General features: G+C 61.8%; 15 protein-coding genes. 3 read left to right on the plus strand and 12 right to left on the minus strand.

Annotation, left to right across the window (positions count from 1 at the left end):
• Nucleotides 1-48: 48 nt before the first annotated feature.
• Complete coding sequence (locus G5137_RS13230; RefSeq protein WP_421255516.1) at nucleotides 49-1,752, minus strand: amidase; 1,704 nt, start codon at nucleotides 1,750-1,752, stop codon at nucleotides 49-51.
• A gap of 136 nt (nucleotides 1,753-1,888) precedes the next feature.
• Nucleotides 1,889-2,986, minus strand: coding sequence for an agmatine deiminase (gene aguA, locus G5137_RS13235; protein ID WP_421255517.1), 1,098 nt, complete (start codon nucleotides 2,984-2,986; stop codon nucleotides 1,889-1,891).
• A 144-nt stretch (nucleotides 2,987-3,130) separates the two neighbouring features.
• Between aguA and G5137_RS13240 the strand changes: the two genes are divergently transcribed.
• Nucleotides 3,131-4,042, plus strand: coding sequence for a LysR family transcriptional regulator (locus G5137_RS13240; RefSeq protein ID WP_421255518.1), 912 nt, complete (start codon nucleotides 3,131-3,133; stop codon nucleotides 4,040-4,042).
• 467 nt (nucleotides 4,043-4,509) lie between these two features.
• Nucleotides 4,510-4,854 carry an endonuclease domain-containing protein gene (locus G5137_RS13245; RefSeq protein ID WP_139406923.1) on the plus strand — a complete coding sequence of 115 codons (345 nt, stop codon included), beginning with the start codon at nucleotides 4,510-4,512 and terminating at the stop codon, nucleotides 4,852-4,854.
• A gap of 49 nt (nucleotides 4,855-4,903) precedes the next feature.
• On the opposite strand, the gene G5137_RS13250 is transcribed toward G5137_RS13245, so the two are convergent.
• The gene (locus G5137_RS13250; RefSeq protein ID WP_216949235.1) at nucleotides 4,904-5,470 is read right to left on the minus strand and encodes a TetR/AcrR family transcriptional regulator; all 567 of its coding nucleotides are present in this window, start codon (nucleotides 5,468-5,470) and stop codon (nucleotides 4,904-4,906) included.
• Between the two features lie 199 nt (nucleotides 5,471-5,669).
• Here G5137_RS13250 and G5137_RS13255 point away from each other — a divergent pair, with 199 nt between their 5' ends.
• On the plus strand, nucleotides 5,670-6,707 hold the full coding sequence (locus tag G5137_RS13255) for an alkene reductase (RefSeq protein WP_270905575.1): 1,038 nt from the start codon (nucleotides 5,670-5,672) through the stop codon (nucleotides 6,705-6,707).
• A 97-nt stretch (nucleotides 6,708-6,804) separates the two neighbouring features.
• On the opposite strand, the gene rpoS is transcribed toward G5137_RS13255, so the two are convergent.
• The 9 genes from rpoS to ftsB all read right to left on the minus strand — a co-directional run bounded on the left by rpoS (nucleotide 6,805) and on the right by ftsB (nucleotide 13,542).
• Complete coding sequence (rpoS, locus tag G5137_RS13260; RefSeq protein ID WP_005335504.1) at nucleotides 6,805-7,788, minus strand: RNA polymerase sigma factor RpoS; 984 nt, start codon at nucleotides 7,786-7,788, stop codon at nucleotides 6,805-6,807.
• Nucleotides 7,789-7,833: 45 nt separating this feature from the next.
• Nucleotides 7,834-8,904: a LysM peptidoglycan-binding domain-containing protein gene (locus G5137_RS13265; RefSeq protein WP_319919626.1), complete on the minus strand. Its 1,071-nt coding sequence runs from the start codon at nucleotides 8,902-8,904 to the stop codon at nucleotides 7,834-7,836.
• A 9-nt stretch (nucleotides 8,905-8,913) separates the two neighbouring features.
• Complete coding sequence (locus G5137_RS13270) at nucleotides 8,914-9,495, minus strand: YqaA family protein (protein WP_263719204.1); 582 nt, start codon at nucleotides 9,493-9,495, stop codon at nucleotides 8,914-8,916.
• The gene (locus G5137_RS13275; protein WP_005335507.1) at nucleotides 9,492-10,109 is read right to left on the minus strand and encodes a protein-L-isoaspartate(D-aspartate) O-methyltransferase; all 618 of its coding nucleotides are present in this window, start codon (nucleotides 10,107-10,109) and stop codon (nucleotides 9,492-9,494) included. Before G5137_RS13275 ends, G5137_RS13270 begins: the two co-directional genes overlap by 4 nt.
• Before the next feature lie 7 nt (nucleotides 10,110-10,116).
• On the minus strand, nucleotides 10,117-10,878 hold the full coding sequence (gene surE, locus G5137_RS13280) for a 5'/3'-nucleotidase SurE (protein WP_005335515.1): 762 nt from the start codon (nucleotides 10,876-10,878) through the stop codon (nucleotides 10,117-10,119).
• The gene (truD, locus tag G5137_RS13285) at nucleotides 10,859-11,917 is read right to left on the minus strand and encodes a tRNA pseudouridine(13) synthase TruD (protein WP_139443360.1); all 1,059 of its coding nucleotides are present in this window, start codon (nucleotides 11,915-11,917) and stop codon (nucleotides 10,859-10,861) included. Before truD ends, surE begins: the two co-directional genes overlap by 20 nt.
• The gene (gene ispF / locus G5137_RS13290; protein WP_005335518.1) at nucleotides 11,917-12,393 is read right to left on the minus strand and encodes a 2-C-methyl-D-erythritol 2,4-cyclodiphosphate synthase; all 477 of its coding nucleotides are present in this window, start codon (nucleotides 12,391-12,393) and stop codon (nucleotides 11,917-11,919) included. The genes truD and ispF overlap by 1 nt, the downstream gene beginning before the upstream one ends.
• 146 nt (nucleotides 12,394-12,539) lie before the next feature.
• The gene (ispD, locus tag G5137_RS13295) at nucleotides 12,540-13,232 is read right to left on the minus strand and encodes a 2-C-methyl-D-erythritol 4-phosphate cytidylyltransferase (RefSeq protein ID WP_021229511.1); all 693 of its coding nucleotides are present in this window, start codon (nucleotides 13,230-13,232) and stop codon (nucleotides 12,540-12,542) included.
• Entirely contained in the window at nucleotides 13,225-13,542 is a 318-nt protein-coding gene (gene ftsB, locus G5137_RS13300) for a cell division protein FtsB (RefSeq protein WP_005335520.1), read from the minus strand. Before ftsB ends, ispD begins: the two co-directional genes overlap by 8 nt.
• Nucleotides 13,543-13,557 lie beyond the last annotated feature (15 nt).

Below are 13,557 nucleotides of genomic sequence, written 5' to 3' on the forward strand. Positions count from 1 at the left end.
TTTTCATTATCTCAGAATGAACCCGAGAGATTTAACTCACACCAACAATCACCCCAACGGCGGCGTCCGCGGCGGCACCATACGCTTGCTGCCGGTGGACTCGAAGGCCGAGGCGAAGCGCAGCAGGTTGTTGTCGTCATAGGCGCGACCGGCGAAGGTCAGCCCCACCGGCATACCGATATCGGCCATCACGCCCATGGGGACGGTGACGGTCGGCACGCCGAGGTGGCGAATGGCGAGGTTGCCGTTGGCGACCCAGATGCCATTGCTCCAGGCGATATCGGCGGAGGCCGGGTTCACGTCCGCGTCAGCCGGGCCCACGTCGGCCACGGTGGGGAACAGCACGGCGTCGAGCTTGAGCCCGTCCATCCACTCTTCCAAGTCCAGCTTGCGGGTTTTCTCCAGCCCGCGCAGGCCGTCCGGCACTGTGGGGATCTCGTCAAAGCGCTTGAGGCCACGTTTGGCCATATTGACGTACTCGTCCATGCCCGCCGCCAGATCCCCCTCGCGGTTCGGCAAGGTGCCCGGATCGTGGGGGAAGATCTGGGGGCCATCGACATCGGCCAGCTTGTTCAACTTGGGATCGCCGTTGGCGCGCAGGAAGTCGTCGAACGCCCAGCCGGAGAGCTCCCACAGCTCGTCGTTGAGAAACTCCGGGCTCACGATGCCGCGATTGAACACGGTGGGCGCGCCGGGTCTGTCCCCTTCGCAGTTGGAGACCAGCGGGAAGTCCACTTCGATGACTTCCGCGCCCGCGGCTTCCAGTGCCTGACGGGCCTGCTCCCACAGCGCGATCACAGTCGGACGGGTATGGATGCGCTGACCGGTCGGGCCGCCGATACCGGGGTTTTCGCTGGTGCCGGCCAGTTCATCCTTGTTGATAAACATGCGCGGCACGCCGAGCCGCTTGCCCTTGAGGGCATCGGGCTTGGCGGCCAGATCCAGATAGGACGCCGGACGCACCTCGGAGGCCTTGGGCAGTTGCACCCAGGGCTGCATCCGCCACAGGTCACCACGAGTCTCGGCATCGTCGGCGACGACCACATCCAGCACTTCCAGCAGATCGGCCATGGTGCGGGCGTAGGGCACGACGACGTCCATGGTCGGGGTCAGCGGCCAGTTGCCACGCACAGAAATCACGCCACGGGACGGGGTGTAGGCACACAGGCCGTTGTTGGAGGCCGGGCCACGGCCGCTCGACCAGGTCTCTTCGGCCAGACCAAAGGCGGCGAAGCTGGCGGCGGTGGCGGTGCCGGCACCATTGGAGGAGCCGGAGGCAAACGGCGCGGTCAGGTAGTCGGCGTTGTAGGGGCTCTCGGCGCGGCCATAGACGCCGCGCTGCATGCCGCCATTGGCCATGGGCGGCATATTGGTCTTGCCAAGGCAGATGGCACCGGCGGCGCGCAGCCGCTCCACGGTAAAGGCGTCGCGCTGGGCCACCAGATCCTTGAAGGCCGGGCTGCCGGAGGCGGCAGTCAGCCCCTTGACCAGGTAGCTGTCCTTGGCGGTGTAGGGGATGCCGTCGAGCGGCCCCAGGGTTTCGCCACGGGCACGGCGCGCATCGGACGCTTGCGCCTCTTTCAGGGCATCGGGGTTGGGCACCACGACGGCGTTGAGGCGGGTTGATGTCTCGGGGCCGTCATAGGCTTTGATCCGCGCCTGATAGGCCTCGACCAGTTCGACCGCTGTGGTGCGGCCCGATTCGAGCGCGGCACGCAGCTCGGCAATGGAAACCTCTGTCACTTCGATCATGGGGATCTCCTGTAAAAGGGTGACTGTTTGTCATGATGATCGCCGCATCGGCGCCTGCGACCATCACGTCATCAAGGGATAAAACCCCACTGAGTGGGGTTTTGAATACCAATCTCTGCTGGCTTGGAACAGGTTCTTACTTGCCGGAGGGGATCTGCTGAGTAATGCAGTGGATATTGCCACCGCCCAGTAGGATCTCCCGGGCCGGTACGCCGACGACCTTATGCTCCGGGAAGATCTCTTCCAGAATGCGCTGGGCTTCGCCGTCGGTGGCGGCATCCAGCAGCGGGTAGACGATGCGATCGTTGGTGATGAGGAAGTTCACGTAGGAACCCGCCAGACGACCTTCCGCCTCGCGCGGCACACCGGTGCCGCTCTCGACGCCGGCGGACTCTTCGAAGGTCGAGTAGAGCGGGCCCGGCTGGGGCAGCTTCCACACCTTCAGCTTGCGACCCTTGGCGTCGACCGCCGCTTCCAGCACCTTGAGGGCGGCCAGGGAGCGGGCGTACTGGGGATCGGTCTCGTCGTCGGTCCAGTGCAGGGCCACTTCACCCGGACGCACGAAGCAGCACATGTTGTCGATGTGGCCGTCGGTTTCGTCCATGTAGACGCCTTCGTCCAGCCAGATGAAGCTCTTCACACCCAGATAGTCGCGCAGGTGAGCCTCGATCTGATCCTTGCTCAGGTGCGGGTTGCGGTTCTCGTTGAGCAGGCACTCGGCGGTGGTCAGGCAGGTGCCTTCGCCATCCACGTGGATGGAGCCCCCTTCCAGAATGAGCGGCGCGACGTAACGATCCATGCCGTGCTGCTCCAGCATCCGGGCCGCCACTTTCTCGTCCTGATCCCAGGGATAGTAGAGACCGCCCTTGTGGCCGCCCCAGGCGTTGAAGCCCCAGTCCACCCCGCGGCACTCGCCGGCGGCGTTGGTGACCACGGTGGGACCTGTGTCGCGGGCCCAGCAGTCATCGCTGGCCATCTCCACCAGGGTGACGTGGGCGGGCATGATGGCGCGAGCCTGCTCCATAAACTGGGCCGGTACCCCCATAAAGACCGGGGTGGCTTGCCCGATGGCATCCGCCACCTTGGCGAAGGTGGCCTGCGCGAAGCGACCGGCGACGCGCCAGTTGTCCGGGCGGAACGGCCAGATCATCCAGACGGCCTGCTGGTGCGCCCATTCGGCGGGCATGATGAAGCCGTCGGCGGCCGGAATGGAGTTGATGGTCTTGATGCTCATCGCAAGGCTCCTTGCATGGATTGAGGCCCCCGGATTGATGCAGGAACCCTGGAAAAATAAGAGTGGACGCAGTGTAAGAAGTTGCGCGCCCATCCATCAAATGAATAGGATGGATTGTCCCATAAGCACGGCGAATAATCCTCCATGAAACTGCACCAGCTCGACCTCAATCTGCTGCTCGCCTTCGACGCCCTGATGACGCAAGGGAGCGTGACCCGCGCCGCCGAGTCGCTCTTTATCAGCCAGCCCGCCATGAGCCACTCCCTCAACCGGCTGCGCACCTTTCTCGGCGACCCGCTGCTGGTGCGCACTCCCCAGGGGATGTTGCCGACTCCCCGGGCCCAGCGGCTGCACCTCGGGGTGCAGCAGGCGCTGCGGCTGCTGGAGCAGCAGCTGTCCGAGGAGGACGAGTTCGCGCCGAGCCAGTCGAAGCGCCGCTTCGTGCTCTGCACCACGGACTACGTGGAGTGCGTGCTGATCCCGCCGCTCATCCAGCGCCTCAGGACGCTCGCCCCCGGGGTTACCATCGAGATCCGCATCCTGCGCGACACCCTGCCGGAGGCGGAGCTGGCGAGCGGCGAAATCGACCTGGTGCTGGGGTTTGACGAGTACATGCAGGTGCCGGGGTATCTGGGCAAGGAGACCTGGCTCACCGAGCCCCTGGCCGGGCTGGTGCGCGCCACCCTGGAGCTGGAGGAGGAGCGCATCACCTTGTCGCAGCTTATCGAGATGCCCCATGTGTTCCACTCGCCGCTCGGCACCTCGGAGGCGAGCCTGGATCGCTATCTGAAGACGCTGGGATTCAGTCGCACCATCTCGGTCAACAGCCAGAGCTATATGTCCGCCGCCGCCATCGTCAGCCAGAGCGACCACCTGCTGGTGCTGCCCAGCATGGTGGCCGAGCTGCTGGCCAGCCACTGGCCGCTCAGGAGCCTGCCCCTGCCCGAAGACGTGCCGGACTACCACCTCAACTGCGTCTGGCACCCCGTTCATGCCCAACAACCCGCACTGGTATGGCTGAAAGATTTGATGAAGGAGCTGGTGGGGCCGAGGTGAGGCCGCAGCGTCTGGCATACCCCATCGGCGCATACGCAACAACCGGCGCAGGTGTGGCTCAAGGATTTGATGAAGGAGCTTGTTGACCGACCATGATGCCCAAACCGAACCTCGATCAATTCCCTCTCCCTCCGGGAGAGGGTTAGGGTGAGGGCTGCTCCTGCTCCATCCCCTCATCCCCAGCCCTTCTCCCGCAAGGGGAGAAGGGAGCTGATCCAGTACAATCGGCAACATCACGGGTAACCAACTAGCAGGGCAATGCCCATCCACTCATCAGCTCATCAGCTCATCAGCTCATCATTACCAAACACAACGATAGCTCGGTTGGGGTCAACAAATCCTGACAGCACCTAGATCTGTTCCCTCTCCCTTTGGGAGAGGGCTAGGGTGAGGGGACGCAATATCCAACCGGTAAACACAAAGGAAGCTGGCTATATCTATAGGGCCAAACAGAACTGGAGCCCTTTATGGAAAGCAACCGCTTTGCCAAACGACTGAGACGTGATGCCACGCTGGCAGAGCAGAAACTGTGGCAACACTTGCGCAATCGCCGTCTGGCGGGAGTGAAATTTCGCCGCCAAATGCCCATCGGCCCCTATGTGGTGGATTTCATCAGCCTTGAACAGGGATTGATCATCGAAGTGGATGGTTCGCAACATGGAACACTAGCGAACCAGATGCATGATGAGGCTCGGACAGCCTATCTCAATCAGCAGGGATTTCGGGTGATACGAGTGTGGAATAACGATGTACTGGGCAGGCTCAACTCCGTGCTGGATTTTATCCTGTTCTCATTACGTCAATCCGATTGACCCCTTCCCCTCAATTCAAAAAGCAAAAACGGAGAAGGGGAAACCTAACTTACGCCCGCAGGGCCCGCATCAGCTGGGCGACTACGTCGTCGAGCAGGGGGCGATCGGGGCGGCACTGGGCGAAAGTGACCAGCCCTTGCAGGTTGATCAGCAGCAGTGCGGTGAGGGTGTGGATATTGCTATCCGGGGCCAGTTCACCCTTGGCCTGCGCCTGTGTCAGCAACTCGGCCAGATCCTGCTCCAGCTCGCCATAGATCCCCTTGACCCGCAGGGTCAGCTCCTCATCCTGCTCGCTCAGCTCCATCATGGTGCGAGTCACCAGACAGGAGCCGCAGAGCGCCTCCCCCACAATCCGGTCGAGATAGGCAGCAAGACCCGCCAACGGGCTCGGGTTGTCGAGCAGGGAGCGGCGCAGGGTGCGTTTGCCCTCGACATAATGATCCACCGCCGCCAGCAGCAGGCCGCGCTTGTTGCCAAAGGCGCCGTAAATGCTGCCCGGGTGCAGACCGGTGGCAGCCACCAGCTCCTGCATGGTGGTCTTGGCATATCCCTTGGCGCGAAACGCTTCCATGGCATTTCGCAGTACCTCGTCCCGATCAAACTCGGCTATGCGCATGGTTCCTCCCGTGGGAAATGGTTCACCGGCAAGGAGCAACAGGGCCCGCCGATAAAGAGTGACTGGAAAGGGCGGCAAGTTTACCCCAGCCGCCCGCTCGGGCCAACCTTCTTGAACGCGCATTCAAAAAAAGCTTGCGCCCGACGCAAAAAACGTCTTGAATGCACGTTCAAGAATAACCCGTTCAGGACAACCTATCATGAATACCCTGTTTCAGCCGTATCGACTCAATGACACTCTGACCCTGGCCAACCGTTTCATGATGGCCCCGCTCACCCGCTGCATGGCAGGCCCAGGTCTGGTGCCGACCGAGCAGATGGCTGCCTATTACGGCCGCCGCGCCGACATCGGCCTGATTGTTTCCGAGGCCGTCATCATCCGCCCCGACGCGCAGGGTTACCCCAATACCCCGGGCCTCTTCACCCAGGCGCAGATCGATGGCTGGAAGAAAGTGACCAGCGCCGTGCACGCCAAGGGCGGCAAGATCTTCGCCCAGCTGTGGCACGTAGGTCGCCTCTCCCACCCCTTCTTCCATCAGGCTGAAGTGTTGGCCCCCTCAGCCGTGGCGCACGAGGGCACTGTGCCCCGCATGCGCGAGCTCACCTATCAGGTGCCGCGCGCCCTGACCGAGGCGGAAATCGCCCAGCTGGTGCTGGATTACGCCCAAGCCGCTGCCAACGCCATCGAGGCGGGCTTTGACGGGGTGGAGATCCACGGTGCCAATGGCTACCTGATCGACCAGTTCCTGCATCACTCCACCAACCTGCGCACCGACAACTACGGTGGCAGCCCGGAAAAGATGAGCCGCTTCGCGCTGGAAGTGGTCGATGCCATCAGCACCCGCATCGGCGGTGATCGGGTTGGTATTCGCCTCTCCCCGGGTGCCTATGTCCATCTGGCGGGCAGCCCGGAAGATCGCGCCGTGTTCGACTACCTGCTGGGCAAGCTCAACGATCGCCCGCTGGCCTATATCCACCTCGGCATCTTCGATGACAACCTCACCTTCGATTATCTGGGTGGCCGCGCCTCCGACTATCTGCGCGCCCACTACAAAGGAAATCTGGTCGGGGTGGGCAACTACGACGCCGAGCGCGCCGCTGCGGCCATTGAGGCCAACCGCTTCGATCTGGTGGCTATCGGTCGTCCGCTTATCGCCAACCCGGACTATCTCGCCAAAGTGAAAAATGGCGAAGCACTGGTGCCCTACGCCGACACCATGCTGGCTGAGCTGGTATAACCACGAAGCCATCGCCAGACGACAGGCAATAAAAAACGAGGGGAGCAGTTGCTCCCCTCGTGCTATCTGGCTGATGCCGTATTCCGTTGCTGCGGACTTAATTGGTGCGGAAGAGAGCCTCAATGGAGAGCCCCTGGCTCAGCAGGATCTCCCGCAGACGGCGCAGCCCCTCCACCTGGATCTGGCGTACCCGCTCGCGGGTCAGGCCAATCTCGGCCCCCACATCCTCGAGGGTAGCGGGCTCGTAGCCCAGCAGACCGAAACGACGGGCCAGCACTTCCCGCTGCTTGGGGTTGAGCTCCTCAAGCCAGTGGACAATGCTGCTGCGCATATCATCTTCCTGTGACTCCAGCTCCGGCCCCATGCCGCGCTCGTCGGAGAGCACATCCAGCAGCGCTTTGTCGCGATCGCCACCAATGGGGGTGTCCACCGAGGTGATCTTCTCGTTGAGCTTGAGCATGCGGTTCACATCATCCACCGAACGATCCAGCGCGAAGGCGATATCCTCGGCGGTCGGTTCATGATCGAGACGGTGAGAGAGTTCGCGCGCGGTGCGCAGGTAAACGTTTAACTCTTTGACCACATGAATGGGCAGACGGATGGTACGGGTCTGGTTCATGATGGCCCGCTCTATGGTCTGGCGGATCCACCAGGTAGCATAGGTAGAGAAACGGAAGCCGCGCTCGGGGTCAAACTTCTCGACCGCGCGGATAAGACCGAGGTTGCCCTCTTCGATAAGATCCAGCAGCACCAGGCCACGGTTGTTGTAACGGCGGGCGATTTTCACCACCAGTCGCAGGTTGGACTCGATCATGCGCTTGCGGGCGGCTTTATCACCTCGCAAGGCACGACGGGCGTAGTAGACTTCCTCTTCGGCAGTGAGCAGCGGGGAGAAACCTATCTCCCCCAGATAGAGTTGCGTGGCATCCATCACCTTGTTCAGTTCCGGTGCCAGCAACTCATCGGAGATAGTCTCGTCCGCCTCGGCGGCTACCTCCTGCAACTCTTCTACTTCATGAGATTCGGGTTCAGCGTCAAACTCTAACTCTGCATCCTGCATTACCAGTTGTTCTTGGCTCATGGTGTGTCTCCCTGACGTTACCAGAGTAAGACGGTCTCTCTGGGGTTAACGCTTTGGCAAATAGCTCATCGGATTGATCGACTTGCCTCTGTACCGGATCTCGAAATGCAATCGCACATCCGGCGCGTCCGTGCTACCCATGTTGGCAATGACCGAGCCCCCCTTGACGCTGTCCCCTTCCTTCACCCGCAACTCGTCGTTGTGTGCGTAAGCGGAGAGATAGTCATCATCATGCTTGAGGATAATCAGCTTGCCGTACCCCCTTAAAGCACTGCCAGCGTATACCACTTTACCGCTGCTGGCGGCGTAGACGGGTTGCCCCTTCTGGCCGGCTATGTCGATCCCCTTGTTACCCTGTTCTGCAACAGAGAACCCCTCGACAATCCGGCCCTTTGCGGGCCAGTGCCAAGCAAGTCTCGACTGGGAGTTGTTTGTTTTTTGTTCTTTGACCTGAGCGTATTCCTTCGGTGCTGCCGGAGCAACGGATTTCTGAGAGATGAACGGCGTGGTCTGACCAGATCCACTCGGCTCGGCCAACGGACGCGGACCGCTGCTCGGACGGCTCACGGCCACCGGCGTCACGGTTGCCGGACGAGCCGCAGCCACCATCTGGGTCGAACCGCCGCCTGCGGTCTGGACATTGAGCACCTGACCCGGTTGCAGCGCATAGGGGGCGCTCAGGTTGTTGCTCTGGGCCAGCGCCTGCGGCGTCATGCCGAACTGGCGGCCGATGCTGCTCAGGGTATCGCCGCGGCGCACCTCATAGGTACCGGCACTGCGGCTGCTGCCAACACTGGCGCTGGAACCATCGAGTCGCAGTCGCTGCCCCGGATAGATGTTGTAGGGCGGGCTGATGTTGTTGAGGCTGGCCAGCGACGGCACGTCGTTGCCGGAGTTGAAGGCGATGGAGTAGAGGGTATCGCCCCGCTTCACCACATAGCTGCCGCCCTGAATGGGGGCGCTGACCTGGGCACCGCTCTGGCGAGCCGGAATGGTCGAGACAAACTGCCCCTCATCAACACCATCTACCGGAGCTGCATTTTTACTGGAGGAGCAGGCAAGCAGCAGCCATGACAACACCACGACACTGCTTCCTTGCCAAATACGCGAACGCATAATGGATCCTTAACGACTAAACCAGAAATAGGCCACCACGGCCAGACCAATACAGAGCCAACCGAGCACATCTACATAGTGCATCAGTTTGCGTTCCATCTTCTCGCCACCCCAGCGCATCAGGCCCGCCACCAGGAAAAAGCGCATGCCACGACCGATGAGGGAGGTGATGATGAAGGGCAGCAGAGCCATTTGCAACAACCCTGCCGTCACGGTAAACACCTTGTAGGGGATAGGGGTGAAGCTGGCAATGAAAATGACCCAGATCCCCCACTGCTCAAACCAGTTGCGAGCAATCTCGATCTTGTCCTGATAGCCCACAGACTCCACCAGTGGCAGCACGACCGGATCCCACAGGGCATAGCCAAGGGCATAGCCAAACAGGGCGCCCAGCACAGAGAAGAGGGTAGCCAGTGTGGCGTAGTGCCACGCCTTGTGGGGCTTGGCGAGCGCCATCGGCGCCAGCATCACATCCACCGGGATCGGCCAGAACACCGACTCGATGAAAGCAGTGATGGAGAGATACCGGGGGGCATGCTTGTGGCGAGCCCACTGCATCACCAGTACGTACAAACGGGAAAACAACTTCACTCAACATCTCCGTCAATCAGGGGAACAAAACGTACCGGCTCCAGAATACGGCTGGTCAGCTGGGATCCGGATCGTTCGATCAGCTGCAGGGTCTGCTGGCTGTCACCCACGGGCAACACCAGTCGGCCCCCTTCGGCCAGCTGATCGGTCAGTGCCGTCGGGATCTCGCTCGCCGCGGCCGTCACCAGAATGGCGTCATAAGGCCCCTTGTTGGGCCACCCCAGCCAGCCGTTGCCGTGCTTGGCCGAGACATTGTGCAGATCGAGCTGGCGCAGTCGGCGTCTGGCCTGAAACTGCAGCGACTTGATCCGCTCCACGGTATAAACATGCTCCACCAGATGGGCGAGGATCGCCGTCTGGTAGCCCGAGCCAGTGCCAATCTCCAGCACATGGGCCGGATTGTTTTGCATCAGCAACTCGGTCATTCGCGCCACCATATAGGGCTGCGAAATGGTCTGGCCGTGGCCAATGGGCAGGGCGGTGTTGTCCCACGCCTTGTGCGCCATGGCCTCGTCCACGAACAACTGGCGCGGCACTTTCGCGATGGTCGCCAGCACACGAAAATCGCGAATATCCTGCGCAATGAGCTGATTTAACAGGCGCTGTACTATCACACCACCCTCATCCCTGCAGATCTAACCAGGCCCCCAGACCGGCGAGACTGTCATAGGCAGTCATATCGATGGTCAGGGGGGTAATCGAGACATAGCCCTGCTCGATGGCAGCAAAATCGGTGCCTTCACCGGCATCCTGCTGGCTACCGGGGGGGCCGATCCAGTAGATGGGCTGGCCACGGGGATCCTCGGTGCAGATCACCGACTCCGCCCGGTGGCGATTGCCAAGGCGGGTGGTCTTGATCCCCTTGATCTGCTCGAGGGGCAAGTCCGGCACGTTGACGTTGAGGATCTGATCGGCAGGCAGGGGGTGTTTCATCAGCCCCTTCACCAGCAGGGCCGCATAGTGGGCCGCCGTGGCGAAGTGGGTCTTGCCCACCAGCGAGATGGCGATGGAGGGATAGCCAAGATGGCGCCCCTCGGTGGCCGCGGCGACCGTGCCCGAATAGATGACATCATCCCCCAGGTTGGCGCCGTGGTTGATACCGGCCACCACCATGTCGGGTTCAGGGCGCACCAGCTCGTTGACCGCCAGATGCACGCAGTCGGTCGGCGTCCCCTTCACCGCATAGCTCTCGCACCCATTAAAGCCGTTTTCTGCAATGCGGGTAACCCGCAGCGGTACTTCCAGCGTCAGGGAGTGACTCGCGCCGCTGCGGTTGCGATCCGGCGCCACCACAATGACCTCGCCGCAGGCGCGCAGCGCCTCGCTGAGGGCACGAATGCCCTCGGCATGCACACCATCATCATTACTGACCAGAATTCGCATCGGTCTGATTCCTGAAACCGTGATCGGCCTCTTCGGCCTGCAATAACTCGCGCACCACGCTGGTGGCAAACGCGCCCGCCGGCAGGAAGAAGGAGAGGGTCAGCGCCTCGCCGTCCAGCTGCCAGCTCATCTGCTCCGGCTTGAGCAGCAGGGGGCGCCTGTCCTGATCCAGCCCGGCTTTCTCCAGCCCGTCACACCAATCGCTGTAAGGGGCCAGCACGCCCTGTTCGAACTCGGCAGCGGCGCCCTGACTGGCCAGACGGCCACGGCCCCACTGGGGGGCGGTGAGCTGCACGTCGCCGGAGGCAAGACGCGCTTCCAGCTCGGGGGTCACGCTCTCTTCGCTGAAGATGGAGTGGCTGCCCTTGAGCATCACGCAATCACCGGCCAGCAGCTGATGAGCCAGCCCCTGCTCGATACGGGCGCTGACAATGGCGTTGAACAGCATGCTGCGGGCGGCAGAGAGGTAGAGGGAACGTTTGTTGCGATCCTTGATCCGCTTGCCGGCAAACATCGCCTTGGCAGCTTCCAGGTTGTTGCCATCGCGGCCAAAACGCTGTTCACCATAGTAATTGGGTACGCCCTGAGTGGCGATGGCCTGCAGGCGCGCTTCCAGCCCGTCGGCCTGTTCCAGACCGGTGAGACGCAGGGTGAAGTGGTTGCCCTTGAGGTAGCCAACCCGCAATTTGCGGTTGTGACGCCTGGCTTGCAGGATCTGGATGCTGTCGCTCTCGATAACCGACAAGTCCGGTTCGGCCTTGCCTGGCAGGTGAATACCAAACCACTGCTCGGTCACCGCGTGACGATCTTTCAGGCCCGCCCAGGTCACCGCATTGCGGTTGACCCCGGCCGCATCGGCCAGCAGACCCGCCACCCAGGCGGTGTTCTCGCCGGTTTTGCGCACCCGGACGAAGATGTGTTCCCCTTCACCGCAAGGCTCAAACCCGAGATCTTCATTGACCACGAAGTCGGCGGCCTCGGCCTTGAGGATACCGCGGGCAGTGGGCGCCCCGTGCAGATAGGCAAGTTGTTCCAGCATTATTGTTTCACCAGTAGGACGACGGCTTCGGTGGCGATCCCTTCCTTGCGCCCCGTAAACCCAAGCTGTTCGGTGGTGGTCGCCTTGACGTTCACCCGGTTCAAATCACATTGCAGATCGGCGGCCAGCACGGCGCACATGGCGTCGATATGGGGCGCCATTTTGGGGGCCTGGGCGATGATGGTCACATCCAGGTTGCCGATGGCATAACCCGCCTTCTGTACCCGGGCAAAGACATCCCGCAGCAGGATGCGACTGTCGATCCCCTTGAACTCGGCAGCGGTATCGGGGAAGTGGCGACCGATGTCACCGGCACCGATGGCCCCCAGCAGGGCATCGCTCACCGCGTGCAGCACCACATCGCCGTCAGAGTGGGCAACCAGCCCCTGCTCGTAGGGAACCGGCACGCCACCCAGCATGCAGGGGCCAACACCACCAAATTTATGGACATCAAAACCATGACCAATGCGCATCATCAGCGGCAACCTCCCAACATGCTGAAACCAACCCCATCAATTTTGTGTACGTCCACACCATGTCCAATCCGGATCATGCTAACTCCTTGTTCGGGCCTGTTTGTTCGAGACACTCTGCTCTGAACGGTCTGTTCTGACTGAGGGGCTTATGCCTGCTGGCTTAAAAACAGCCCCGCCAGCGACAAATCTTCCGGCCGGGTCACTTTGATATTGTCGGCGCGCCCCTCCACCATCCGCACCGTGAATCCGGCCCGCTCCATGGCGGAGGCCTCGTCGGTGATGGTGGCGCCCAGCAGCAACCCCTCTTCGAGCGCCCGTTTCAGGGCACGGGTCGGAAACATCTGCGGCGTCAGGGCATGCCAGAGCTGCTCGCGCTCGACGGTGGCGATGATATTGCCCTCCCCATCGGAGCGTTTCATGGTATCGCGCACCCGGCTGCCGAGAATGGCACCGCCGCAGTTCATGGCCGCGGCAATCAGCGCATCGAGATCGCCGTGAGTCAGACAGGGGCGGGCCGCATCGTGCACCAGCACCCACTCCCCTTGCGCCACATGGAGACCATTGAGGACGGAAAAGGCGCGCTCGGCGCCTCCCTCTACCCGCACAATCCGCGGGTCGGCCGCCACGGGCAGTGCCTCGAACCAGCGATCATGGGGCGCCAGCGCCACGATCACCTGGGCGATGGCCGGGTGGGAGAGCAGCCTCTCCAGGGTATGTTCGAGAATGGTTTTACCCGCCAGTTGCAGGTACTGTTTGGGGCAATCGGCCCCCATTCGGCTGCCGATACCGGCGGCAGGGACGATCGCCGTCAGGCCGGATACCCGGCTGGCATCAGTCATCGTAGGGCTCATCGTCCGGCGCTGTCTCTTTGTCTTTCTCTTTGGGGATGATCCGGTAGAAGGTCTCCCCCTGCTTGATGTAACCCAGATCGTTGCGCGACAACTCCTCGATGGCCTCGAGGCCAGAGGTGAGATCATCTATCTCGCGGTAAATGAGGTCGTTACGATCCTTGAGAGTCTGGTTGTCCCGCTGTTGCTGCGAGATGGCCTCCGACAGGTTCTGATAATCGGATAGCCCGTTCTTCCCCAGCCAGAGGTCATATTGCAGTCCCCCCAGCAGGAGGATCAGGATCAGGGTGAATAGCCGCATGCACTAGGTCTCCTT

The sequence above is a fragment of the Aeromonas sp. 600282 genome (assembly GCF_049175755.1).
Classification (GTDB): domain Bacteria; phylum Pseudomonadota; class Gammaproteobacteria; order Enterobacterales; family Aeromonadaceae; genus Aeromonas; species Aeromonas veronii_A.